This is a genomic window from Streptomyces sp. NPDC040545, assembly GCF_055595065.1.
The window spans coordinates 16,472-40,644 of the sequence record NZ_JBVIWA010000031.1 but is presented as its reverse complement, the minus strand read 5'-3'; the positions used below and the strand labels follow the sequence as shown (position 1 = coordinate 40,644).

At 70.2% G+C, this 24,173-nt stretch carries 19 protein-coding genes and 3 pseudogenes; 13 read left to right on the top strand and 9 right to left on the bottom strand.

Going from position 1 to position 24,173, the window contains the following annotated elements; genetic code table 11:
- The first annotated feature begins 673 nt into the window (after positions 1-673).
- On the top strand, positions 674-2,074 hold the full coding sequence (locus tag ACZ573_RS35910) for a DUF7507 domain-containing protein (RefSeq protein ID WP_471312671.1): 1,401 nt from the start codon (positions 674-676) through the stop codon (positions 2,072-2,074).
- Between the two features lie 290 nt (positions 2,075-2,364).
- Here ACZ573_RS35910 and ACZ573_RS35905 read toward each other — a convergent pair.
- Positions 2,365-2,550 (bottom strand): annotated as a pseudogene (locus ACZ573_RS35905) (helix-turn-helix domain-containing protein); the annotation flags it as partial.
- A 120-nt stretch (positions 2,551-2,670) separates the two neighbouring features.
- On the opposite strand from ACZ573_RS35905, the gene ACZ573_RS35900 reads away from it, so the two are divergent.
- The gene (locus tag ACZ573_RS35900) at positions 2,671-2,967 is read left to right on the top strand and encodes a hypothetical protein (RefSeq protein WP_471312669.1); all 297 of its coding nucleotides are present in this window, start codon (positions 2,671-2,673) and stop codon (positions 2,965-2,967) included.
- Between the two features lie 272 nt (positions 2,968-3,239).
- On the opposite strand, the gene ACZ573_RS35895 is transcribed toward ACZ573_RS35900, so the two are convergent.
- Positions 3,240-3,761 (bottom strand): hypothetical protein, encoded by a 522-nt coding sequence (locus tag ACZ573_RS35895; protein WP_471312730.1) that lies wholly within the window; start codon positions 3,759-3,761, stop codon positions 3,240-3,242.
- A gap of 95 nt (positions 3,762-3,856) precedes the next feature.
- Here ACZ573_RS35895 and ACZ573_RS35890 point away from each other — a divergent pair, with 95 nt between their 5' ends.
- Positions 3,857-4,468 carry a hypothetical protein gene (locus tag ACZ573_RS35890; RefSeq protein ID WP_471312667.1) on the top strand — a complete coding sequence of 204 codons (612 nt, stop codon included), beginning with the start codon at positions 3,857-3,859 and terminating at the stop codon, positions 4,466-4,468.
- 273 nt (positions 4,469-4,741) lie between these two features.
- On the opposite strand, the gene ACZ573_RS35885 is transcribed toward ACZ573_RS35890, so the two are convergent.
- A complete protein-coding gene (locus ACZ573_RS35885; RefSeq protein WP_471312665.1) occupies positions 4,742-5,740 on the bottom strand; it encodes an L-threonylcarbamoyladenylate synthase in 999 nt (332 codons plus the stop codon).
- Between the two features lie 425 nt (positions 5,741-6,165).
- Here ACZ573_RS35885 and ACZ573_RS35880 point away from each other — a divergent pair, with 425 nt between their 5' ends.
- The 5 genes from ACZ573_RS35880 to ACZ573_RS35860 all read left to right on the top strand — a co-directional run bounded on the left by ACZ573_RS35880 (position 6,166) and on the right by ACZ573_RS35860 (position 9,140).
- Positions 6,166-6,759 carry a tetratricopeptide repeat protein gene (locus ACZ573_RS35880; protein WP_471312663.1) on the top strand — a complete coding sequence of 198 codons (594 nt, stop codon included), beginning with the start codon at positions 6,166-6,168 and terminating at the stop codon, positions 6,757-6,759.
- 182 nt (positions 6,760-6,941) lie between these two features.
- A complete protein-coding gene (locus ACZ573_RS35875) occupies positions 6,942-7,103 on the top strand; it encodes a hypothetical protein (protein ID WP_471312661.1) in 162 nt (53 codons plus the stop codon).
- A 402-nt stretch (positions 7,104-7,505) separates the two neighbouring features.
- The gene (locus ACZ573_RS35870; protein ID WP_471312659.1) at positions 7,506-8,027 is read left to right on the top strand and encodes a hypothetical protein; all 522 of its coding nucleotides are present in this window, start codon (positions 7,506-7,508) and stop codon (positions 8,025-8,027) included.
- Between the two features lie 55 nt (positions 8,028-8,082).
- Positions 8,083-8,544, top strand: a complete 462-nt coding sequence (locus ACZ573_RS35865; protein WP_471312657.1) for a hypothetical protein — start codon at positions 8,083-8,085, stop codon at positions 8,542-8,544.
- Complete coding sequence (locus tag ACZ573_RS35860) at positions 8,544-9,140, top strand: hypothetical protein (RefSeq protein WP_471312655.1); 597 nt, start codon at positions 8,544-8,546, stop codon at positions 9,138-9,140. Before ACZ573_RS35865 ends, ACZ573_RS35860 begins: the two co-directional genes overlap by 1 nt.
- Before the next feature lie 256 nt (positions 9,141-9,396).
- On the opposite strand, the gene ACZ573_RS35855 is transcribed toward ACZ573_RS35860, so the two are convergent.
- Entirely contained in the window at positions 9,397-9,885 is a 489-nt protein-coding gene (locus ACZ573_RS35855; protein ID WP_471312653.1) for a hypothetical protein, read from the bottom strand.
- Between the two features lie 17 nt (positions 9,886-9,902).
- Positions 9,903-14,756, bottom strand: a complete 4,854-nt coding sequence (locus tag ACZ573_RS35850) for an RHS repeat-associated core domain-containing protein (RefSeq protein ID WP_471312651.1) — start codon at positions 14,754-14,756, stop codon at positions 9,903-9,905.
- Between the two features lie 1,083 nt (positions 14,757-15,839).
- On the opposite strand from ACZ573_RS35850, the gene ACZ573_RS35845 reads away from it, so the two are divergent.
- Positions 15,840-17,651: a serine/threonine-protein kinase gene (locus tag ACZ573_RS35845; protein ID WP_471312649.1), complete on the top strand. Its 1,812-nt coding sequence runs from the start codon at positions 15,840-15,842 to the stop codon at positions 17,649-17,651.
- Positions 17,652-17,699: 48 nt separating this feature from the next.
- On the opposite strand, the gene ACZ573_RS35840 is transcribed toward ACZ573_RS35845, so the two are convergent.
- Positions 17,700-18,446: a PepSY domain-containing protein gene (locus ACZ573_RS35840; RefSeq protein ID WP_471312647.1), complete on the bottom strand. Its 747-nt coding sequence runs from the start codon at positions 18,444-18,446 to the stop codon at positions 17,700-17,702.
- A gap of 80 nt (positions 18,447-18,526) precedes the next feature.
- Positions 18,527-18,748 (bottom strand): annotated as a pseudogene (locus tag ACZ573_RS35835) (SAM-dependent methyltransferase); the annotation flags it as partial.
- 261 nt (positions 18,749-19,009) lie between these two features.
- On the opposite strand from ACZ573_RS35835, the pseudogene pip reads away from it, so the two are divergent.
- A pseudogene (gene pip / locus ACZ573_RS35830) lies at positions 19,010-19,971 on the top strand (prolyl aminopeptidase).
- 1,478 nt (positions 19,972-21,449) lie between these two features.
- Here the strand turns inward: pip and ACZ573_RS35825 are convergent.
- The gene (locus ACZ573_RS35825) at positions 21,450-21,878 is read right to left on the bottom strand and encodes a DUF6192 family protein (RefSeq protein WP_471312645.1); all 429 of its coding nucleotides are present in this window, start codon (positions 21,876-21,878) and stop codon (positions 21,450-21,452) included.
- 86 nt (positions 21,879-21,964) lie between these two features.
- Here ACZ573_RS35825 and ACZ573_RS35820 point away from each other — a divergent pair, with 86 nt between their 5' ends.
- Both ACZ573_RS35820 and ACZ573_RS35815 read left to right on the top strand, forming a co-directional pair.
- The gene (locus ACZ573_RS35820) at positions 21,965-22,159 is read left to right on the top strand and encodes a hypothetical protein (protein WP_471312643.1); all 195 of its coding nucleotides are present in this window, start codon (positions 21,965-21,967) and stop codon (positions 22,157-22,159) included.
- 34 nt (positions 22,160-22,193) lie between these two features.
- Positions 22,194-23,054 carry an IS5 family transposase gene (locus tag ACZ573_RS35815; RefSeq protein ID WP_471312640.1) on the top strand — a complete coding sequence of 287 codons (861 nt, stop codon included), beginning with the start codon at positions 22,194-22,196 and terminating at the stop codon, positions 23,052-23,054.
- 5 nt (positions 23,055-23,059) lie between these two features.
- On the opposite strand, the gene ACZ573_RS35810 is transcribed toward ACZ573_RS35815, so the two are convergent.
- The gene (locus ACZ573_RS35810; RefSeq protein ID WP_471312638.1) at positions 23,060-23,593 is read right to left on the bottom strand and encodes a hypothetical protein; all 534 of its coding nucleotides are present in this window, start codon (positions 23,591-23,593) and stop codon (positions 23,060-23,062) included.
- Between the two features lie 164 nt (positions 23,594-23,757).
- Between ACZ573_RS35810 and ACZ573_RS35805 the strand changes: the two genes are divergently transcribed.
- Positions 23,758-24,173 (top strand): tetratricopeptide repeat protein (locus tag ACZ573_RS35805; RefSeq protein ID WP_471312636.1); only part of this gene is annotated, 416 nt, incomplete at its 3' end.

Below are 24,173 nucleotides of genomic sequence, written 5' to 3'. Positions count from 1 at the left end.
CACCTCCACCCGAACCCTAGTAAAATTAACCCCAGCTAAATGTTGGATTTAACCCTATCGCTCTCGTGTTTTCGGGTTGTGTCGCGGAGCCCGGTACCCAACTGCACTGGTTGTCGGAGGCGCCCGGGTGTGGTGCCGTGTGCGCGGGCGGGGCAGGGGGAGGTGGGCTCGGGCGGGGCTTGTTGTTGGTCACTCGTTGATGGACGCCCTGTAGCCGGGGCGTCGAGAACATTGACAGTCAGCGAGCACCTGCCGCTGACGCGAGTGACGACTGGTCAGGTCATTCTCACGCCGAATACCACCTTTAGCCCCGATTGCTGCGCCGTGCCGCTGCAGCAGGTGCGTCAACTTTGAGGGTGGCGAATTCACTCTTGTCGGGGATGGCTGCAAAGGCGCAACGGGGACTTTCGGTCATGACGGGGCGGGCTGGAGAGGGGCGGGAGGCGTGCGTGGTGGCTGCGGTGGCCTTGGCCTCATCCATGACGGTGTCGGGGGGAAGGGGTCCCGCGGGCGGTTCCGCAAACGTACTTCGCGGGATTGGCCAAACCCCTCCGTTCGTCACTTTACGTGTTCGGTCGAATGCGGTGCGCTACGGGACGTTCGGCTCCGCCACGGCACGCACTGTGCGGCCGGCCGGCGGCGCATTCCAGAAGCGTCCCGAGGGGAAAGAACCATGACCACACCTCCCGCTGCTCCGCTCCGCGTCGCCCTGGCCAATGGCAGCTTCGAACAGCCTGCCGTGACCGATGTGGAAATCCTGCCGGACGCCTCACAGACGCAGGCGGCCAAGCGGGTCCCGGGCTGGCTCACCACTGCCTCCGACCGCAAGATCGAGCTGTGGCATTCGGGCTTCAACGGTGTACCGGCGGCCGACGGTGCCCAGTTCGCCGAGCTCAACGCCAACGAGGTCTCCACGCTCTACCAGGACCTGCCGACCACCCCCGGTACGAAGCTGTACTGGCGGCTGTACCACCGCGGCCGCCAGGGGAACGACACCATGGCACTGGACATCGGCGCGCCGGGCTCCGCGGCGGAGCAGAGGCGCTTCACCGACGGCAACACCGCCTGGGGTTACTACACCGGCACCTACACCGTCCCGGCAGGCCAGACCCTGACGCGCTTCGCCTTCCGTTCCATCTCGGCTGCCGGAGGCAACCGGAGCGTCGGCAACTTCCTGGACGGCATCTTCTTCGGCACCGCTCCCTACGTGGTGCTCGCCAAGACCGCCATTCCCGCGGGGCCGCTGGAGGTGGGCGACATCGTCACGTACCGCATCACCGCGAAGAACGAAGGCGGCGGCGGGGCCGAGAACCTCATCGTGAGCGACGTGATCCCGCAGGGCACGACGTACCTGCCCGGCTCCCTGTGCATCGTCGACGGCCCGAATGCCGGAGCGAAGAGCGACGCGCAAGGAGACGACCAGGCGTACTACGACGCCCAGGCGGACAAGGTCGTCTTCCATCTCGGCAACGGTGCTTCCGCCGTGGAAGGGGGCAGCCTGCCCAGCACCGAGACCTTGCCGGCAGGCACCACGGTGGAGTACCGGGCCGTCATCGACCGGGCCAGCGCCGGCAAGCAGATCAGCAACACCGCAACCGCCTCCTACGAGAACCGGCTCGGTGACACGCCGGAGCCCCTGACGTCCACCTCCAACGAGCAGGTCACACAGGTCAAGCCGGCCGCCGACCTGACCGTGGCGAAAGCAGCCGACGCCACCACCGTCACCGTCGGCCAGACGGTGACCTACCGCATCACCGTCCACAACACCGGCCCCAACGACGCCACCGGCGTCACCGCCACCGACCAACTCCCCGACGGCCTCACCTTCCTCTCCGCCGAAGGCCCCGGAAGCTACGCCCCGGCCACCGGGCAGTGGACCGTGGGTGACCTGGCCGACGGCGCCACCGCCACCCTCGTGCTGCGAGCCAAGGCCACCAAAGCCGGCCTGATCAGCAACACCGCCACCGCCACCGGCAACGAAAAGGACCCCGACACCACCAACAACACCGACACCGTCAGCGTCTGCGTCGAACCGGCCCCCTCCTGCTGCGACCCCTGCGCCGGCCAGGAATAGCCCCCAGCCAATCGCCACGAGGACCACTCGCCGACAACTACTCCCGGCCCAGCCCTGCGGAAGTACACGGCCGGGAATAGGGCTCCGGGGCCCTACCGCTACCGTCCGCGACCGCATGAGCTGTGGCGGCCGGTCCCGCGACGGGACGCGTGGTATCCCCAGGATGCGTGTCCGGCGGGCCTGGTGGGCATTCGCCTGCGAAGACCGGTCGGCTGGAGTCGGGGGATCCGCTGTGAAGCGAGGTCCCCTAGAGGCTCCGCCCCCGCATGCCCCGGCCGGCCCCCGCTGGTCGGGGTTCTTCGGCTCGGAGCGGCCGTTCTCCCCGGTTGTTCACCGTCTGAGGCGTCTTCAACGCGGCCGCGAGCCGGGCCTGCGTGACACCCGCCGCCTCACGCAGCCGCGCGCTCCGCCGGAGACGTCAACCGGGGCTCGCCCTCCAGCAGCGCTGTGTCGCGCGGCCCGGTACCCAACTGCACTGGATGTTGGGGCCGCCCGGGTGTGGGCGCGTGTGCGGGCGGGGCAAGGTCGCAGACGGGATCCGGCCGGCCGGTGGGTAGGGACGGGGGAGAGGGCGGTGTGCTGGTGCACTGGGACTGGTGGACGGTGGATTTCTGGCCCACCTGTCCGTGGTCCGCGAGGCGGCCGTGCCGCTGCCCGAGCCGCTGGCCGCGCTCCTCGTCAAGATGACCGAGCAGCTGACTGCCACGGCCGCCAACGCGCCGTTGGCCGCGCTGCGCGCCGCCGGTGTGCTGGAGCGGATCACCGCCCGGGTGAGCCGGGAGACCGCCGGCGCGCTGCGCGACGACGGCATGTCCGCCGAAGCGGTAGCCACCGCGCTCGGCACCACCCGCTCCAAGGCCCTGGTCCTGCTCCTGACCGCGCAGGACAGGTAACAGCACGCACCACAGTGTCCCCACTCGGCGGGATGTCCGCGTCTGGAGACGTGACCTCGGTTGTCCTGGTCAGGTTTCGATGTACGCGACCACGACGACGGTGCGCAGTGCGGTGACGCAGCTCGGGCCCCGTGCCGACGGCGGGAATGGGCTCACCGATCTCCGGGTTCACGGAGATGGCAACCAGGGCGCGGTCCAGGGCATGAACTGCGTGCTCGGTGGTGAGGTCTTCGAGCTGTCGCTGATTGCGATCCTGGCGCGTCGTGGGGCCATCAGGCGACGGCCGGACGCTGGGCGGCGAGGCGGGCGAGATGGGCCTCGCGCAGTTCCTCCCAGGGCGTGCACTCCTCCGCCGAGGGCAGGCCGTTGGTGGCGATGTCCTCAAGGACGGCGGCGTGATGGGCTGCGTTTGTTTGTCGTTGTGAGGCCGCGTTTTCGTTGTCCGTGTGGGTTGTCGGGGTCGGGCTGCTCAGCGGGGTGTGGACCGCACTTTCGACGGCAAGGTCGAGGTCTTCACCGCCGACGGACCGACCCGGCACCCGGGCAGCGCCTACCTCGCCGAAGCCGCGACACCGGCCCAGCGCCGCACCCTGGCCCGGGTCCGCGAGAGCAAGGCCCGCGCATTGAAAGCGGACCTGAAAGCAGCCGAGAAGCTGAGCCGGACCCGCTACACCGCGACGACCACCCCGAGCACGCCCCACCCGCGGCGATCGGTCACCGGGCAACAGGCCCAGGAAGAGATCAGCCGCGCCCGGGCGGTCGACCTCGAACTCGCCAAAGATCCGCCGGGACACCTATCAAGGTGTTTACGAGTCGAGGCCGTAGCAGCGAGACCGTCCGCGCCCGGTCAGGCGGTATGGGCAGCCGCGCAGCGGGGTACGGGTGTGGCGTGGGAAGCGAACGGCTGGTGTTCGACGGCTGGATCGCCGCCGTCGGCACGGGGTCCGGTACGCGCGTGATCGTGGGCCACTGGCCGCGGTCACCCTTCGGGCCGTTCAGTGACGTGATGCTGGAGCGCGCCGACGGGTGGCGCACGCTGCTCGCCCCCACCGCCCGGACGGCGGAGTACATCGCCGGCACGTACCACTTCGACGAGGTACGGACGGACCCCGTGAGAGTCCAGATTCGCGACAGCGCGTGGGACGTCGCGGCGGGACCCCTGGACCTGCGCTTCCGGGTCGGGCATCAGGGAGTCCTCGGCCTGGCTCTGCGGGCTGTCCCCTGGCCGCTCGCTCGACGGCCGCTGTGGGCGGCCGTGACCGACGTTCCCGCACGCCTGATGTCCGGCGTACGGACCCGGGGCAGCTCGCGCCCAGGATGTCGCCAGTGGTACGCGGCAGGCGGCCTGTGGCCGATCGTGACCGCGCGGACCTGCTTCGACGGGACCGACCTCGGCGCACTGGCTCCTGTCGTGCCGCCCGTGCGCTTCGGCTTCGCGTCGGCCCCCGCGTCACCGGCACTGGTGCGGGTGCTCTCCACAGTCGAACGCGCCGTCACCTGAGCCCGCCGCAAACGCTGAACGCTCACCCTCGTACCTCCTGCGGACGCGCTGGGCCACGCTCGACGGATACCCGCGCCAGATCGCGCCCATCGGGTCGGCGTCGAGGCGTGGGTGCGGGAGTGGGCGGGGACGTTTCCGAGGTCGACTGGTGGGCCCGGGTCGCGGCCGCGTAGGTCTGGTGATGGGCTTCGGATCCGGCGGCCTATCCCGTACCTCGCGCCGATCTGGCCGTAGCCGCGGACTGCGAGGGGTGCCACGGGTGGGGAACCGTGATCACTGTCGGGGGGCGTTGCCGGTGGCGGAGGGCCGGGGTCCGGCGGCGCGGCGGAGCCGGTTGGCGATCGCGAGTCCCAGCCCCTCCTCCACCGGCAAGGACGCGATGATGAGGTCGCACCCTTGCTGGTCGAGTTCGCGCAGGAACCCGTACAGCCCGCGCGCGTAGGCGGCCATCGAACCGGGGACTGCCACCACGGCGTGCGCCTTCACCGGAGCGCCGGCGAAGGAGGGAGGGAGGAAGACGCCGACCTGGTGCCCCAGCTCCTGCGCGAGTTCCGCTTCGGCGACGACCTTCTCGGGCTCGACGAGGACGACCCGCGCCCGAGGCGCGTAGTGGGACGGATGCTGGCCCGGAACCCGGACCCGGCTCGCCGTAGGGATCGCAAGCGGATACCCCAGCGCCGCTTCGAGGGCCTCGCGCGTCACCCCGCCGGGCCGAAGGACGCTCGGGGCATCGCCCGTGACGTCGACGATGGTCGATTCGACGCCGACCTCGCAGGGCCCGCCGTCCAGTACGAAGTCGACGCCATCGCCGAGCTCGGCACGGACGTGGTCCGCCGTGGTGGGGCTGACCGAGCCGAATCGGTTGGCGGACGGGGCCGTCACACCGCCGCCGAAGGCCGACAGCAGCGCGAGTGCGACGGGGTGGTCGGGCACGCGCACGGCCACCGTCTCCAGGCCACCCGTCGCCTCCAGGGGCACCCGGCGGCCGCGCCGCAGGACCAGCGTCAGCGGCCCCGGCCAGAAGTGTTCGGCCAGCAGGCGCGCGGTCGCGGGCACCTCCTCAACCCAGTCGCCCAGCTGCTCGGCACCGCCGATGTGGACGATCAGCGGGTGCGAGGGCGGGCGACCCTTGACCTGGAAGATACGCGCGACCGCGGCGGGATCCTCGGCGTTGGCGCCCAGGCCGTAGACGGTCTCGGTCGGGAAGGCCACCAGGCCTCCGGCGCGCAGCACACCGGCTGCCTTTTCGATGTCACTGGTTCTTGCCGTCACCCTCGCAATCCTCCCACTGATCCAGATCCAGCTCTCCGCTTTCCGTGGTCTCGTCGGCGCATGACGCCGAACCAAGGCCGACGGCACCGCGTGCGGAACACCGCCAGGACGGCCCCGGACTCCCGTCTCGCCCATCTCGGACAGCGTGGCCTGGAAGCCGTCGCCCCTCTCTTCTCTGAGGACAGGCCCGACGAGGCCGCGAACGCGCATATGGCCGCCCTCCGCCTCCACCTCGACGCGGCCCGCACCGCCAGCGACTGGGGGCCCACGGATTTCCGACAGGGCCCCGGTCCGGCCCGTCACCGTTCGCCGGCCAACTCGACGCCGAACGGTGGCTGGACGCGGCCGACCGCGAACTCCTCGACGTCATCGGCTACGCAACCGCGCACGGCGAAGGGGACCTTGCCTGCTGGAACGCCGAGGCATTGTGCGACTACTTCGTACGGCAGGGCCGCTACGACGAATCCCGGACGGGCCTGGAGACGGCACTCGCCTGCGCGGACCGAGCCACAGACGGGCGAACGGCCCCCGCCCTGCGCAACTGCCTCGGCTACACCGGTGTGCAACAGCGACGCTACGGGCAGGCCCTCACCTGGCACACCGAAGCGCTGCACCTCAGCCGCGAACGCCACGAGCCCCACGAGGAGGCCCGGGCCCTCGCCGGGCTCGGGTCGGTGGCCCTGAGCCTCGGCGAGGCCGAGCGGGCGAGCGCGCATCTCACCGCGGCAATCGACCTGTCCAAGCGGCTCGGGAACGCCTGGGGCACCTCAATCGCGGTTATCACGCTCGGCCGCGCCCACTACCTGAGGGGGCGCGACGACGAAGCGCTGGCCTCCTTCACGGAGGCTCACACGCACCCCGAGCCTGGTCTGGGATCGCGCATCCGCGGCCTCGCGCTGAGCTGCGCGGCGGACGTCCGTCTGCGGCTCGGTCACCTTCCTGCAGCTAGGCGCAATCTCCTGCGGCGATCGATCTCGGCCTGTAGGCCAAGGTCGCCTTCGTGTGCGCGCGCAGCTTGACCCGGCTTGCGCGAGTACGGGTAAAGAGCCCCGGACCTCGCGTCCGGGGCTCTGCTGTGGCCGGCTGTTCACGGCCCTTCGAAGGAGTCAGTCCGTCTCGAGGTAGGCGACCAGGACAAGGGTGCCGAGGGCGGTCGGCACCGTTCGGGCAGGACTACTGGCTGGGGCCCGGCGAGGCATTCATGGTCACGTCGTACGGGCACTGGGACGACCACCCCTTCGAGACGGCCCATGAGCCGAACCGGATTACCGTCTGGGCCACCTCGTGGTTCGCTACGGTCTCCGACGCCGATGGCAACGAGGTCCCGGGCGGGCACGAGCGGCTGGAAGGCATACACGAGTAAGCCTGGCAGCTGCGATGGTGTTGATGCTGGTCGGGGGCTGTTCCGGGGGGTGAGGGCACTGTTTTGGAGGTGAGAGATCGGTGGGGATCGCTGTCTGGGGCCTTTATCGCGGCAAGTGTGACGCTGTCTCAGCCACGGCTCGACCCCAGCCCTGCGCCCCGCGGACGCCATGGTTCCCGCGGCCGTTGCGCAGCCGGCCCCGCCGCACCCGCGCCCGCGGTGCCGGTGGGGTTGTGCGTGTTGTGCGGGCAGCCGTGCGCGGGGGAGCTGGACGGGTTCCCGCAGCACTTCAGCGCCGAGGAGTGCGCGGCCGCCGTCGCCGCCGCGAACCCCACCCCCGGCCCTTCTCCGGCCGCTGCTCCGGCCCCGGTTCCAGCCCTGCCGCTCCCTACGGAGCCGGCCGTGCAGCCGGCCCAGCCCGAGCCGTCACCCGCTGCGCCTCCGGCACCGGAGCCTGCGGCCGCGGCGAGGCCGCGGAGCCCGCGTACGTACGCCTCGGAAGACCTGATCGGCCGGATCACCGGTCGCGTCCACGACGTCCTGGCCGAGCACGAGGGCGATGTCGACGCCGCCCAGGCCGAGCTGGTCAAGGGCGCGATCCCGGACGTGATGGCCCTGTTGGAGGCGTCCCGGCTCGGTGGCCGGTACGAGCACTCCGAGTTCCCGCCCACCGCCGAGATCCTGCGCAAGCGCTCCCAGAAGGGCGCGGACGAGATCTGGGAGGGCCGCCCGAAGTGGCGCAACGCCTCCGCCCTGGCCGCCGCGAAGGCCGGCGCCCAGCTGGAGGTGACGGCCCTGGACATGAACGCCGCCTACCTCTCCGCCCTCAAATGCTGGCTCCCGATCGGTCAGCTCCGCGAGGCCACCACCGGCATCCACGACCCCAAGAAGGCCGGCGTCCACCTCATCAGCCCGGCCGAGTGAACACCTCGATCTGCCCAACCCGTTGGGCAACCGGATGGAGCCGGGCGAGTTGTGGGTGAGTGAATCCACGCTCCGCCTCCTCCTCGACTGCGCCCGCCAAGGCCTCGCCGACGCCCCCACAATTCACCGCTCGCTCGTCTCCGGAGCCACCGAGGGCCTGCTGGAAAAACTCCGCCGCGCCCTGGCCGAAACCCGGAAAACCGCATTGGCAGAAGGTGACGAACTGACCGTCGCCTACGTCAAATCCATGTATTCTAAATTGGTATCGACGGTGGGTGAATCCACCGCGAACCGTGAACTCCGCCGCCCGGACTGGATGCACATCATCCGTGCGAAAGCGTTCGCGAATCTGTGGATGAAGGCCAATAAGGCTCACAAAGCCGGATTGCAGGACGTGGAAATCTCCGGAACGGACGAACTGCACGTGATTGGTGACTGGCGGTCGGTGTTCTCCGAGGGCCGGGACCTGAACCAGGTGAAGGAAAAGCAGACGTACATTCTCGGGGGTAAGCGCTGATGGCCGGTTCCGAGGACCTGTGGGCCCGCTGGGGCGACTGGCGCAAGCACGACGCCCGCGGCATGAAGGGCGGTGAGGCCCTGATCCTGGAGCTCAACCGGATCGTCCACTCCTCGGGCATCGTCTCGCCCGTCACGTCCCGCCGCGGCCTGGCGGCCCGCCTGCGCTATCTGGACTCCCCGGCCGGCCGTGAGGCGCTGGCCGAACAGGGCGTCACGGCCCGTACGGTGCGCTCCTGGATGCGGGGGAAGGCCAGCCCCTCCCCGGTGAGCCGGGAGCGGATCGACGCCGCGTACTGGGAGCGCCGGCGGCAGAACCTGATCCGCTCCGGCTGGCTCGTCCGCCACCTCGACAACGACGGCCGGGGCCGCCGCATGGAGATCTACCCCGTCGACCAGAGCCACGTGGATTCCAAGTACAGCCGGCCCCTGAACGACCGCTCCATCACCGTCCGGTACATCTGGCCCGACCTCGTCCACGCCTGGGCCGCCCGTAACGAGGCGATGGTGGACGAGATCTGGGACGACGTCATCACCGACCTCGACTCCGACTACGCCGCCTACGCCTACGTCTCCTCCATCGGCATCGGAGCCTGACCCCTCACCTGACGGAAGTGGCTGAGGCCGCTCGTACGCGACAGGACGGCCGCCACCGGTTCGGCAGCGGCCGTCCTGTTGTTCGCCCTCCGGGCGCCTCGACGACCGAGTCGTCGCGGATCGGCATGGGGGTTCTGTCGGCCGAGGAAGCGTGGGTCGGCCGTCTGCATGTGGTGGCCGAGGAGTTCACGGCTTTGGAAGGCGGAGTGCAGGCGCAGTGCAGGCGGACAGCCAGGCGTGCCGGCCGTCCGCCTCGCTACTGCGCGTCGCGGAAATCGTAGTAGTCCTTGCCCGCGACGAGGACCGAGGTGAAGGAGACGGGCAGGCCGTGCGGTCCGCGGGGCACTTCCTGGGAGGTCTGGCGGGTGAAGCCCAGCGAGACGCCCGGGACCACGATGTTCTCCGGGTCCTCGGTGTCCACGGTCGCGCCGCGCCCGGTCAGCTCCGCGAGGATCGTGTCGGCGGGGTCCGCGAAGACATCATGACCGTCCAGGAGGACGCGCGTGGTACTCCGGCGGCCCTCGCCGGGCCACCACAGCTCCACGGCCGTCACATGGTCCTCCGCATCGAAGAACACCGTGTAGCCGACCCCGTCGACATCGCCCATGAGCCGGCGCGCGCGCCGGGAGGTCGGGCCGACGACCCGGGGCTCGCCCCAGGGCTGCAGCGCGGCCACCGCCTCTTCGTACGTACTGCCGAGGTGCACGGGTCCGGCGGCGGCCGGCGGTGTCAGGAGCAGATCCATATTGCTTCTCCGATTGTCTACTTGAGCACTTCGTAGTCTATTGTCCACTCCCGCTTCTCGAGCATCTTCTGGAACTTCTTGTTCACCTTGAGGCTCTCCACCATGTCCGCAATGTGCGTGTCGTACTTGTCGCCGTACAACTCCCGGATCTCGTCGATGTCCATCTTCATCGCGAGGTCCCACCGGCCGGCGTCGATCAGCGCACGCTGGTCGGCCCGCCACTTGATGGACTCCGCGCTCGATCCGGTGCTCGTCACCCCGCGGTGGTCGTCGTACTCCATCCGGATCGCCGGGCCCATGCCGGCGCCGCCGCCGTCCTTGTTGGTCTTGAAGCCGGGCTCGTCCAGGTGCGCGTACGCATTCTTCGCCGGAATGTGGTTGACCTCCATATTGGTCTCCGTGCGCCGCGTACCGTCCTCGTTCTTCAGGTTGGCCGGGCTGAGACCGCTGTACCAGCCGCCGTGCTCCGTACAGCCCTTGGCGATGAGGCCCTCGGGGTCGGACCAGCGGTAGGGATTGACCACGAACGCGACGGGGTTCGCGGCCGCGCCCAGGCCCAGCGGGTCAGGACTGGCGTAGCGGGCCGTCTGCGGGTCGTAGTGCCGGTGGAGGTTGTAGTACAAGCCCGTCTCGGCGTCGTCGTACTGACCCGGCAGCCGCAGCGGCGTGTAGGCGGCCGCGTTGCGGTTCCAGGTCGTCGCGCCCCACACGGTGGACCGGGCGTGCCAGGCGATCCGGCCGTCCTCGTCCACCAGCTCGCTCGGCGCGCCCGCCAGGTCGGTGATGATCGCGAAGAACCTGGCGTCGATGTCCCGGTCGGCTGCCCCTTCCACGGCTGCCCCCTCCACGGCCGGCGCGCTCTGCGGCGCGCGCAGTCGCCGTTCCCACTGCGCCAGCGGGCGGTACCCGTCGTACTCCCACGTGGTGACCGTGGAGTGCGCGGTGTCGACCTGCTCGGCGAGACGGGTGCCGTCCCAGACGAAGTGCACCGAGTGCACGGCGGTGCGGTCGTCCTGCGCCATGCGGTGCTTGGCGGTCCGGCGGCCCAGCGGGTCGTAGTCGTAGCGCCACAGGACCCCGTCCGGCGTCCGGCATGAGGTCATGCGGTTCTCCGCGTCCCAGGTGTAGCGCCACGCCTCCTTGCGGCCCGACAGGGTCGTCCGGTGCCGCGCCACGGTGCGCCCCGCCGCGTCGTACTCGCACCGGATGCCCCCCGCGCCCATCAGCCGCGTCCCCCGATACGTGCGCTCGCCGCGCCCCTCGGCGCGGTGCGCGCGGTCCGGCCAGTCGGCCGCGGTCTGGTTGCCGGCCAAGTCGTACGCGTAGGACTCCTGCCAGTCCGCCGCGGTGACCCGCAGTGGGCGACCGACCGGATCCATCTCGAAGTTGAGCGTCACACCACCGAGTTCATCGGTGAGCCGGTCGAGGTGGCCGTCCGCACGGTAGCCGTAGGAGTGGGACCGCAGCGTCCGGTCGCCCGCGGTCACCTTGCGGGTGGCGAGCCGGCCCGCGGTGTCCCAGGTGGAACCGATGACGAGCGGCCGGTCCTCCCTCCCGACGGTGCGGGTCAGCTCCCGGCCTCGGCCGTCCCGTTCGAAGCCGATGCGGTGGCCGCCCACCAGGAGCGCCTCGCGCCGCCCCGCCGTGTCGTAGGAGGCCCGGGAGACGGTCCCGCCCGGCGTGGTGCGTGCAACGACCCGGCCCGTGGCGTCGTAGGCGTAGCGCATGGTGCGCCCGTTCACCGTCTCCGCGAGGATCCGGCCGAGCTGATCGCGTTCGACGGTGACGGAGCAGACGGCGGCCCCGGCGGCAGATGCAGACGAGGATGCCGAGGCCGACGTCGAGAGGGCGGACACGAGCTGTCCCGACGTGTCGTAACCGAAGCGGGTCGACACGTCGCCCACCTGCTTGCGCGTGACGCGGCCGCAGGCGTCGTACTCACTGGTGAGCACGTCACCGGTCGGGGTCGTGACGGAGACCATCCGCCCCGCGCCGTCATAGGCGTAGTCGAGGCCGCGGCCGTCGAAGTCGCTCTCCCGCGTCAGGTTTCCGGCCGCGTCGTAGGTGTAGTCCCAGGTGAGACCCTGCGGGTTGCGGACCTGGACCAGTCGCAGCTCGGTGTCGTGACGGAACTCGTAGCGGGCGCCGTCGGCACCGGTCCGCGCGGTCAGCAGGTCGAACGGGCCGTACTCGAAGCGGGTCGTGTCGCCCGCCGCGTCCGTGCGCGAAGTGCAGTTGCCCTCGGCGTCCCATGTCCAGCTCTCCGCACCGCCGTCGGGCGCGGTCGTACGCAGCGCCCACCCCTCCGGGCTCCATTGCGTACGGGTCACCGCACCCTGGGGGTCGGTGCCTTCGAGGGGGCGGCCGAAGGGGTCCCGTACGACCGAGAAGGTGTTGCCGAGCGCGTCGGTCAGCGAGAGGGCGAGGCCGGCGGCGTCGCGCGTGAGCCGTTCGACCGCGCCCGACGGGTCGGTACGGCTGATCAGCGCACCGTTTTCGTCGTGGTGGAAGCGGGCCGCGGAGCCGTCGGGAGCGACGACGGCCGTCCGGTTGCCGCGTTCGTCGCTCTCCTGGCGCCAGGTGGCGCCGTCGGGTCCGGTCAGCTCCACGAGCAGGTTCAGATCGTTGTACCGGGCGGTGGACCGGGTGCCGTCGGGGAAGTGCAGGATGGTGAGGTTGTCGTTGTCGTCGTACGTGAAGCGGGCGGTGTGCCCCAGCGGGTCGGTCCGTGCCAGCAGGTTGTCATAGCCGTCCCACTCCCGCAGCACCGTGTTCCCGAGCGGGTCGGTCTCGGCGACGACCTGGCCGAGGGCGTTGATGCGGTGGGTGGTCACGGCGCCGGTGGAGTCCGTGAACCGCGTGATGCGCAGCTCCGGGTGGCGCGGGTCGGTCGTGTACGAGAACCGGGACGAGAGCATGCCGTCCGGTCCCGTAGTGCGTATGACGCGGCCAGCGGCGTCGTAGGCGTAGGAGTACGCCGCTCCGTGGCGGTCGGTCCACGAGGTGATGCGGCCCGCCGCGTCATAGGCGAAGACCAGCGGGGCGCTGTCGGCGTGGGACACGGTCCGCAGGTTCCCGGTGTCGTCGTAGCCGAAGACGTGGAGCGTCCGCGGCCCGTCGGGTGTGCGCAGAGCGTGCGAGGTGAGGCGTCCGGCGGGGTCGGTGGTGAACTCGACCTGGTATCCGCCGTCGTGGGTGGTGGAGAGGGGGCGGCCGTCCGCCCCCCGGCGGAAGTGCACGGCGTTGCCGTTGCGGTCCGTAAGGGAGGTCAGCCAGTGGCACGCGCTGCCGTGGTACGGGTTGCCGGTGAAGGAGCGGGTGAGGCCGGAGTGGCCGTCGGAGATCGCGTACGTCACGTCGCCGAACTCGGTGCGCTCGACGAGGCGCAGCGCGAGCCGGGAGCGGGCCGCGGGGAGGACCTCGTCGCGCTCGTCACGGGGCAGGCGCGGGTAGAAGAGCAGAGAGCCGTCCTCGCGGGCCCAGACGCTCCCGCCCGTGCCGTCCACGTCGATGTCGAGGCGCTCGTCGAGGGTGGAGGCCCAGCCGGGGCCGTAGCTGCGTCCGTAGTCGTAACCGGAGATGTGGGTGCGGCGCAGGATCAGCGGCAGGACACCGGGGAGGGCGAGGTCGGTGTGCGCGAGCACCATCTGACCACTGACCACGTCCACCGGGTCGGTGGCGCAGCGGCGCCCGTTGAGGGGTACACCCTTCCCGCGCGGATCGTCCTTGACGTCGCGTGTGGACCGCGGGTCCCGGGCGGAGGGCGGGCTGTCGCTGTCGCCGCCGGAGCCGCCTTTTCCGTTGCCCTTTGCACTCGCGTCGCCGGAGCCGGAGCCATTGCGTTTCAGGCGGTTGAAGTCGTCGTGGAGGGCCTGGTCGTTCTTCTTGTGGTCGGTGGAGATCTGCTTGACCGCTTTGGGAAGGGTGGTGCCGACGTGGTCGCCCATGGCCTTGGTGGCTTTGGTGAGGGCGGTGAGGGCCTTGTCGGCGACGGGGTCGATGGCCTGGGCGATGGAGTCGCGGCCCCGGGTGCGGCCGTGGTGGGACTTGGCCTTGGTGAGTTTGGAGGTGGTCTTGCCGTGGATGCCGGTGCTGACCGTGTTGAGGTGAGTGCCGGCGCGGTCGTGTTCGGAGTGCTCGATGTGCAGGTCGACCAGGCCGGTACCGCCCCCGCCTCCGCCCCCGCCTCCTCCGGCGGAGGCGAGGTGGAGGGATTCCTTGCCGGACTGGACGCCTTCCTTGAAGCCGTCCTTGCCCGCGTTCTTCGCCTGGTCGAGGTCCACGCCGTCCTGGAAGCCGAGGGCCATCGAGCCGAGTTGGACGACGAGGTCGGCGGCCATGCCCTCCAGGGCGGCGACGGCCGGCTCGGTCATGGCCGAGACGATGTAGCCGACGGCCTCCTCCATGCACTCCTTGATGAGGCGCTTGATGACCTCCTGGGTGGCGCGCATGGCACCCGCGCCGATCAGCATCGACAGGCCGCCGGTGACGGGTATGAGGGAGAGCGCGATGCCCGCTTCGGTGGCCAGGTAGCCGAGTTGGACCAGGGCGGCGGACTTCATGGCGACCACGGCGTCGGCGGCCAGGTCCATGGCGCCGGCGATGGTGCGGGCCGCGGAGGCGAGGTCCTTGAAGTGCTTGCCCTTGACCGTGTTCCAGTGCTTGTTCAGGGCCTCGATCGACTCGCCCTTGCTCGCGGAGAGCAGGCGTTCGACGTGGTTGTTCGCGAGCTGGCCGTCGTCCAGGAGGTCCTCGGCGAACTCCCGGAGCGAGTCCGCCATGTCCCGGTAGGCGTCCTCGTCCACGTTCGGCCAGGCCACACCGATCAGATCCAGCAGTGTGTCCGCCCAATCGGGCACCGTGACAGACACGCAACCCCCGCCCTCCGTGGCCAAATTCGCTCAAACAGTCGAACAGTCCTATCATGCGACCGGCCTGACGGGTAATCCGCATTCGCAAACCGCCGGGGTCGGGGTTGAGGCGGACGGCGCAGGCGCCGCGGGTGGGCCGGGGACACAGGGGGAGGTTGGACATGTCGTCGTCTGGCGGGTCTGCTTGATCAGTACGGCGGTGGCGCGGTCCAGGAGGGCGTTCAGCGTGGCGTGTTCGGCGGACCGTGACGATCCCCGACGTGTTGGCCCTGTTCAAGGCCTCGCGGGCCGGTGGCCGGTACGAGCACTACCGAGTTCCCGCCGACCCCTGATGTCCTGCGTAAGCGCTCGCAGAAGGGTGCGGACGAGATCTGGGAGGGCCGTCCCAAGTGGCGCCATCCCGAGATCCTCCAAGCGGCTTAGAAGGGAGCGGAGTTCGAGAGGTGCGCCCTGGACATGAACGCGGCGAACTTGTCGGCGTTCAAGTACTGGCTCCGATCGGCCAGCTCCGCGAGACCACCAGCGGCGTCCACGATCGGAAGAAGTCCGGCGTCCGCCTCATCACCTCGACAGCCCGGCCGGCCGTGAGGCCTTGGCCGGGCAGGGCGTCACGCCCCGCACGGTGCGTTCCTGGATGCGCGGGAAGGCCACCCCGTCCCCGGGGTCCAGGAGCGGATTGACGCGGCGTACTGGTGGCGCCGGCGGGAGAACCTGATCCGCTCCGGCTGGCTGGTCCGCCACCTCGACAACAACGGCCGCGGCAGCCGCATGGAGATCTACCCCGTCGACCAGAGCCACGTCGACGCCAAGTACGCCCGCCCCCTCAGCGACCGCTCCATCACCGTCCGGTACATCTGGCCCGACCTGGTCAGCGCATGGGCCGCCCGGAACCGTCGACGGGTCGATGGCGCCGGGCTCCAAGGGCGTGGATGTGGTCCAGGTTCGCGGCTATCTCGTTTTCGTGGGTTCGCTGCCGATGCCTTCCCCCGGGCCCGCACCCCCACCCCAACACCCTCCGCCCCGGCCCCCGTTCCCGCAGGCCAGTGCCGTCCTCCACCGCCCGTTGTCGTAGGCTGCGCAAGCGTGACTACCGGAACCGGCGGCATACTCGCCCCACTTGAACCCCAGGACCCCCGCGAGAACGCCGGCTACCGGCTGCTCGCCCGGATCGGCGAAGGCGGCATGGGGACCGTCTACCTCTCGCACACGCGCGGCGGCCAGCCGGTGGCACTGAAGCTCATCCGCCGGGAGTTCGGGCAGGACCCCGACTTCCGGCGCCGTTTCGAGCAGGAAGTGCAGGCCGCCCGCCGGGTGCAGGGCTACCACCTCGTCCCGGTCCTCGACCACGACACCACCGGCGCCACGCCCTGGCTGGCGTCGGTGTTCGTGCCGGGGCTGTCGCTGCACGACGCCGTGAGCACCTACGGTCCGCTCCCGCTGGACACCGTCTTCCAGCTGGTCGGCTGCACGGCGCGGGCGCTCGCCTCCATCCACGCGGCGGGGGTCGTGCACCGCGATCTGAAGCCCGCCAACCTCCTGCTCGGCGCGGCCGGTCCGTACGTCATCGACTTCGGGATCGCCCGGGCCGCCGACAGTACGCAGCTCACCCGGACCGGCGGGGTCATCGGCACCCCGCAGTACATGTCCCCCGAGCACGCGCTGGGCTCCGAAGTCACCGCCGCGAGCGACCTGTTCGCGGTCGGGCTCATCGCGGCGGTCGCGGCCACCGGGCGGCATCCGTACGGGGAGGGCGGGGCCACCGCCCTCGGTGTGCGGATCGCCAACACCGACCGGCTGCCTCCGGACCTGAACGGCTACCCGGCGGAGCTGCGGCCGTTGCTGGAGCGCTGCCTGACGGCGGATCCGGCGGAGCGGATCGGTACGGACGAGCTCGCCGCGATGTGCGAACTGTTCGCCGGGCGGCCGCTGAACGATTTCGACGGCTGGCTCCCGGAGCCGGTCGGGCTGGAGATCGCCCGACGGGTGCGGGCCGCGGAGAACCCGCCGGTGCCCACGGTCGCGGACGCGGGCGCGGGTACGGGCCGCGCGGGCGTTGGCGCGGGCGGATCGGGTACGGGCGGTACGGGCGCTGGTCCCGCCGGCGCCTTCGGCGGGGTGTACGGGGCGCCGACGGTCGGCGCGCCGCCCCGGCCCGCGGGTCCCCCGCCGGCCGCCGGCCACCCGACGCACCCCCCGGTGCCGGGCCCGGCGCCCGCGCCGGCCCCCGGACCGAAGCGGTTCCGGGGCGTGCTGATCGGGGCCGGCCTCGTACTGGCCGTCCTCGCGGGCGCCGGCGCGGTCCGGCTGCTCGACGGCGGCGGCGCCGCGAAGGACGACGCGAAGCAGGAGGGGCCGGTCGCGCCCGCCTCCTCCGACCAGGCGCAGGTCCAGGCCCCGGCTCCGGCCCCGGTCTCGTCCGGGCCCAAGACCGCGCCCTCGGCCTCCTCCTCGCCGAAGTCCGCGTACACGCCGGTCTTCCAGGACAAGCCCCTGACCCTGCGCGCGCCCTCCTCCAGCACCGGGACCCACGTCGACCTGGACGCCCCGCAGATCTTCCCGAAAGGAGCCATCGGCAAGACCCAGGGCATGGAGCTCACCTACCAGGACTGGGGCGACGCCGATCTGCGCTTCCTGACGGCCATGGGCAAGAGCACCGGCACCACGCCGGAGGAGTGCCGGGACGCCGTCGCCACCAACACCTTGGCCTCCAGGGTGGGCAAGGACGAGCTGAAGGCGGGCAAGACGCTCACGAAGGGGACGGTGCTGTGCACCGTCACCGGTGACAACAACCTGGCGATGCTCCGCATCACCGAGGTCGTGCTCGACACGAGCAAGGGGTCCATCGGCCCCATGCCGGACTACGTCACCGCACTCACCCTCTGGAAGATCGGCTGACGCCGTGGGCCGGGGCTCCCGGGGAAGCCCCGGCCCACGGACGTTGCCCTAGACGCCGGCGCCGGCCCCGGCCCGGCGCCGCGACGCGGCGAAGCCCAGCGCCACGTCGGCCGCCAGGAACACCAGCAGGCTGATCCCGAGCAGCGGTACGAACCAGCCCACGAGGGCCGTCGCGGCGGCCAGCGGCAGCAGCACCGTCACCGGCAGCTTCCGCCACGCTCCGCGCGGCTGCGGCCGGCCTGCCGACAGCTTGCGCTCCTTGGTCGGGCGGCGCAGCCACCACATGCGGTAGCCCCAGACGACCATGAACATCAGCAGCACCGCGAGCGCGGCCAGCGCCAGCTGGTTGGCGAGACCGAAGGTCAGGCCCATGTGCAGGTCGATGCCGAAGCGGGTCAGCTGGGGGAGCAGCGGGTAGTCGGCGAAGCGGAGTTCGTCCATGACCCGGCCGTCGGCGGGGTCGATGGCGACGGAGTCCAGGTGCACCGGCACCTGCTTGTCCTGCTCCTTGACCACGTACCCCTTGCCCTTCGCGGGCAGGGTGATCCGCAGGGACTCGGTGACCCCCGCGGCCCGCGCGGCCGCGACCGCGCCGTCGATGCCGATGGCGTCGGCCGGGGTGGGCGGCGCCGTCTGCGCGCCGTCGCCGGCGCCGTGCCCCGCGTGCTCCCCGCCGGCGTCCGTGGCCGGGGCGCCGGGCACCTTGGCGGCGTGCGGCCCACCGGTCGAGGGGTTCGTCTTCCACGTCGTACCTCCCAGGAACAGGGGCAGCACCCTACCGAAGCCGGGCAGCACCGCGCCCCGCCTTCGATGTGGCCCGCGGTGACATGGGCGAGCGTGCGGGTCGTCAGGGCCGGGTGCCCTGGACGATGAGGGCCGATGTGGCCGGACGTCGGCGCGTCGAGTTCGCGAGCCAGCACCTGCTCGAACCCCGCCGCGCGCATGAAGTCCTCCCACGCCTCCAGGGTGTAGCTGTACCGGTAGGTGAACATGGCCGGTCCCGCGAAGCCACCCTTGTACATGCCCTGCGGCCCGTAGGCGCCGGGGATAGCGGGCGGCTGGGGGAAGACGAAGCGTCCGCCGGGGTTGAGTACCTGTGCCTGAGCAGTTCATGACAGGGGCGTCCCCTGTGGATCTTGGGGATATGGATTGCCGGGGCTGCGGCCCGTTCCTCTGACGGACGACACCAGAACGTCAGTGGCTAACGGCACGAGCTGTCAGTGGTCAGCCACATGAGGCGTGTCAGTAGGCGCTGGCCGAGAGCCCAGCCCCGCCGATCGTGCAGGTGCCGGAGTCACCTCGGCCGTGTTGTCTACTACAAGGCCTTGTCCACATTTAGCTGCCAGGAGATCCGAAAAATGAGCGAGCTGTACCCACCGGTCGAGCCGTACGAGAAGGGGATGCTCGACGTCGGCGACGGCAACCTCGTGTACTGGGAGGTCTGCGGCAGCCCGGACGGCAAGCCCGCACTCGTCGTCCACGGCGGTCCAGGATCAGGATGCGGGACCGGGGCACGCCAGTACTTCGACCCGGACCGCTACCGGGTCGTCCTGTTCGACCAGCGCGGCTGTGGCCGCAGCACTCCCAACGCGAGCGAACCCACGACCGACATGCGGCACAACACCACCCAGCACCTGATCGCCGACATGGAGCGGCTGCGGGAGCACCTGGGTATCGACCGCTGGCTGCTGTACGGCGGCTCGTGGGGCTCCACCCTGATCCTGGCCTACGCCGAGACGTACCCGGAGCGGGTGTCGCAGATCGTCATCCCCGCCGTCACCACCACCCGGCGCTCCGAGATCGACTGGCTCTACCGCGGGGCGGGCCGCTTCTTCCCCGAGCAGTGGGAACGCTTCGTAGCGGGAGCTGGCGGCACACCGCGTGACGGTGACATCGTCGCGGCCTACGCACGCCTGATGGAACATCCGGACCCCGCAGTACGAGAGAAGGCCACAGCCGACTGGTGCGCCTGGGAGGACGCAGTCCTGTCCGGGGAAACGAACGGCACCTCCAACCCCTACGGCGACCGCCCGCCGACCGCGCAACTGGCCCTGGTCCGCATCTGCTCCCACTATTTTCCCACGGCGCCTGGCTGGAAGAAGGCACACTCCTGCGCGACGCACACCGGCTGGCCGGCATCCCGGGCGTGCTGGTCCACGGCAGACTCGACCTGGCCGGCCCGCTCGACACCGCATGGGAACTCGCCCGCGCCTGGCCCGATGCCGAGCTGACCATCGTCGGCAACGCAGGCCATCTGGGCAGCGACACAACCCGCGCCCATGTACTCAAGGCACTCGACCGATTCGCTCGCCAGGAATGAGACCAGACCGCGCAGCGAGTCACTGACACCTCACGTGTCGCCGACCGCGGACACTTCCGTGTCGCCCGGGGGAGCTGTCACTTCCCCGGGCCCGGCCTTTATGGAGTCGTGCGGTCGCCACCGGCATCGACCCGGATACCTGCTAGGTGCAGACCCCAGACGGCGAGGACCTGATGCCGGTGGCCCGAGCGCGCGATGATTTCCCGGCTGCCGGGCGGCGCACCTACCGAGATCCAGGGGAGGGCGCCATCGCATTAAGGATCCGGCGCTTCCCCGCAAGCCGTCGCTGCAAGATGGCTTGCCCAGCCCCCGCGTCGCGTACCCCCCCAGCGCTCTGGGCGTACTGACATGAAGGTGAGAGACCGAAAGCAGGGTCTGCTCCGTGATCGGGGTTCAGCGGGTTTCCTCGTCGGTTCTGGCTTGCCAGTAGGCGGCGCCTTCTCGGGTGGCGAGCGTGTCGGGGTGGATCGGGCCGAGCAGGCGCAGACAGCTTTCCAGGAGTGCCGATTGCGTGGCGGCAGCCCCGGCCGGCTCTCCTGCCGTACCTCTCTTGTAGGCGAGGTCCGCCCAGGCTTGCAAGGTGTGGGGATGGTCGGGTCCCAGGCTGTGGATGCGCTTCTTCAGCAGTTCTGCAGCTGCGTCGACAGCATCCTCTTGGCTGGCCTGTTGTTCAGCTGGATGGCTTTGGTGGTTGTTTTTGAAGGCTGGTTTTGGGGTCTGACTGGCTGGATGATCTGGGTCGTGGGTTCTGGTGGGGTGGGCCGGCGGTACTGCCGTGAGTGTGGTGATTCGCTGCCGTTGTCGTTGGCTCTGGACGCGGTGTTCTGTTCGTCTCGGTGCAGGTCGCGGCGGTGGCGGAGGCTTCAGCGGGCTCGCCTCAGGGTGGTGGCGATGCAGCGGGGTGAGCTGGCCGTATGCCCGGTATGTGGCCGCGGTTGGACGGTTGGGGTGGAGCGGCAGCGGTCGGCTCGGTACTGCTCGCCGCGGTGCCGGGTGAGGGCCTTCCGGGACCGGACGTCGCGGAATGGTGTTACAGAAACGCCGTAGCCGAACGGCGCGAACGAGGGCATGCCGGTGGTGTCACATGTTCGGGGGCGCCATGGAGTGCTTCGCGCCGTGGGTTCGCGCTCTGCCGGTCGATGTCGTGGACGCATCACGCTGACAGGGACCTGGAACGGAGTGCCCTGATGGGCTGCTACCGGCGGCCGGCTCCGGACCGAGTGGAGTGGTGGGGATCATGGCGGACATGGTCGGGAACGTGACCGTGCAGCGTTACGAGCAGATCGTCGCGGCCGGAGTCGAGCTGGTAGAGCAGGTCACCGGTGCCGGGTCCCCCGAGTGACCTGGGACTTCCTCAGCCGGGTAGCGGCAACCAGCTGGCTGGACTGGAGCCCGGCCGGCCGGGCTTCCATCAGAGCGACACGGACCAGGTCGCCGTAGTGCTCAGCGAGCGGGAGTATCTGGCGGCGAGCCATCGTCTACTCGCCCTTGAGGAGCTGGGCGAGCTGCTCGTCCAGGGTGAACACCCCGGCGTCGATGGCCGACTCCAGCCAGTCGGCCGCGGCCCTCACCCTGGCTATGCCGCGCCGGACGGTCTCCCGCTCGTCCTCGGTGAACTCCTGCCCACGCAGGCGCGGAACGAGTCGGCCGAGCGAGGCGACATAGGAGTGGCAGGAGCCCACGAGGTCCAGGTATTCGATGGTGTGCTCGATCTTGCGGACCGCCGGAACCCGCTCGCGGAGCGTCTCGCGGGCCCGCTCAGAGTTGTCGAACTGAGCCCGGTTGACCAGGAGCCTGGCCGTGTCATCCCGCATAGCTTCCCTCGCAACCTGCGGGCGCCGCAGCAGATCCGTGGTGACCTTCCTGGCGACCTCGTCGTCCCGGGTCAGCTCCGCGACCACCCGCACGCGGTCCTCCTGGCTGACCTGAGCCGCCGCGGCCGGACGGCGCAAGAGGCCTGACCCCGATCATCTGGCGCCGGCGGGACGGCTACATGTTCTCCGACGACCCCGCGGACTGGATCGAGTACGAGAAGAAGCAGCTGTTGCAGGTCCTGGGCCAGCTGACCCGGGTGATCACCGGAACCGTCACCCCGCACCTGGCCCGCCGCCCCGAGGACGAATGGGCACAACTGGTCATCGCCCAGCTGACCGGCGTCCGCGCGACCCTCGCCCAGCTCGCCAAATAGCCTTCCCACCAGGCCTTACCTCGCGAGTGCCGCCATGCCGACACCTGTTCGCCGCCGCCGCTATCCCTCCGACACCACCACGGCGGAGTGGGCTCTGATCGAGCCCCTCCTGCCGACCCCTGCCTGGCAGACCAAGACCGGCGGGCACCCCGAGAAGTGGCCCCGCCGGCAGATCGTGGACGCGATCCGCTACATCGTCGACAACGGCGCGAAGTGGCGGGCCCTCCCAGCGGACTTTCCGCCCTGGGAAACGGTCTACGGGTTCTTCACCCGCTGGAACCGGGCCGGCCACGTCACCTTCATCCGTGACCAGCTCCGGCGCCGCATCCGTACCGGCCTGGGACGATGCCCGCACCCGGTCACGCTGATCGTCGACTCCCAGTCGGTGAAGGCAGCACACACCGTCAGCCAGGACACCCGCGGGTATGACGCCGCGAAGAAAATCAACGGCCGCAAGAGACACATCGTGGTCGACACCAAAGGCATGCCCGTCATGATCATGGTGACCCCAGCCGACATGACCGACCGCGATGCCGCCCGCGAACTCCTCTGGCGCCTTCGCCTCACCCAGCCGCAGATCACCCAGGTCTGGGCGGACTCCGCCTACGCCGGCCAGCTCGTCGACTGGGCCCGGGACTTCCTCAACATCACCCTCCGGACCGTCTCCCGCCCCAAAGGCACGAAGGGCTTCATCGTCCTTCCCCGGCGCTGGCGCGTAGAGCGGACCATCGGCTGGATCATGAACGCGCGCCGCAACGCGCGAGACTACGAACGTCTGCCCCAGCACAGCGAAGCCCACCTGAACTGGTCACTCATCACCCTCATGACCAGGCGCATCGCCCGCAAGGGTCCCCGCACCGACAGCTGGGACAAGAAGACCCCTGCCACCCACTGATGCGTTCAGGGCAGCCGTTTCCGGACGGACAGCCACTCCAGGACCAAGTCATGGAGTGGACCAGGCCGGAGGTGGTGCTGAAGCCGCTCAAGCGGAGCAGTGACGTTCTTGACGCGGCGCAGGAGACTGATCAGCTCGATTGGCTGGTCCTGCCACCGGATACTCATCTCATGGGCTTGCGCCGGCGTCAGAATCACCGCACTCACGACGTCCGAGACGACGGCAGCAGCGTCCCAGTCAGAGTCGTCGGGATCCGGACCAAGTTCCTCGATCATCAGCGTCCGGAGCCCGAAGCTGTTCGCGGCCATTCGTGCCTGACCCCACGGGTCGTCGCCATGCATGCGGCTGTTGACCTGAAGCGACAGCTTGGCCCACTGCTTCCTCAACCCCGCGGGGAGCCTCCTGTCCTCGGCGCGGGACAGCGCAACCGACCGGATGTGCTCCATCTCCTGGCCATCGGCACCAGCACGATCCGCCCACTCACGGACCTCCTCGATGGAGTTCCGTGGCCATCCGCCGGTGCCCACTCTGCTCTCCATACACGAAGGATCTCTCACGACTCGCGCCACGCTGCAGGCACCCCTGGCCTCAGTTGCTCTCCTCGTGCCACGTCAGAAGCAGAACAACCGCGGCCAAGCTTCAAAAACAACCACTGAGCAACCTGTCCAACCGGCTGGGTGCGGCGGGCCGACGGGAGGAGGGCATGGCCGCTATCGAAGAAGCCACCAGCCACTACCGCCTGCTGGCCGAGGGCAATCCCGGCGCTTATCTGCCCGACCTCGCTGGCTCCTTGAACAACCTGTCCAACCGGCTGGGCGCACTGGGGCGGCGGGAGGAGTGCCTGACGGCCATCGAGGAAGCCACCAGCCACTACCGCGGGCTAGTCGAGGGCAACCCCGATGTCTACCTGCCTGACCTCGCCTTGGCCCTGAACAACCTGGCCAGCCGGCTGAGTGAGGCGGGTCGGCGGGAGGAGAGCATGGCCGCCATCGAGGAAGCCACCAGCCACTACCGCATGCTGGCCGAGGGCAACCCCGATGTCTACCTGCCTGACCTCGCCTTGGCCCTGAACAACCTGGCCAGCCGGCTGAGTGAGGCGGGTCGGCGGGAGGAGAGCAT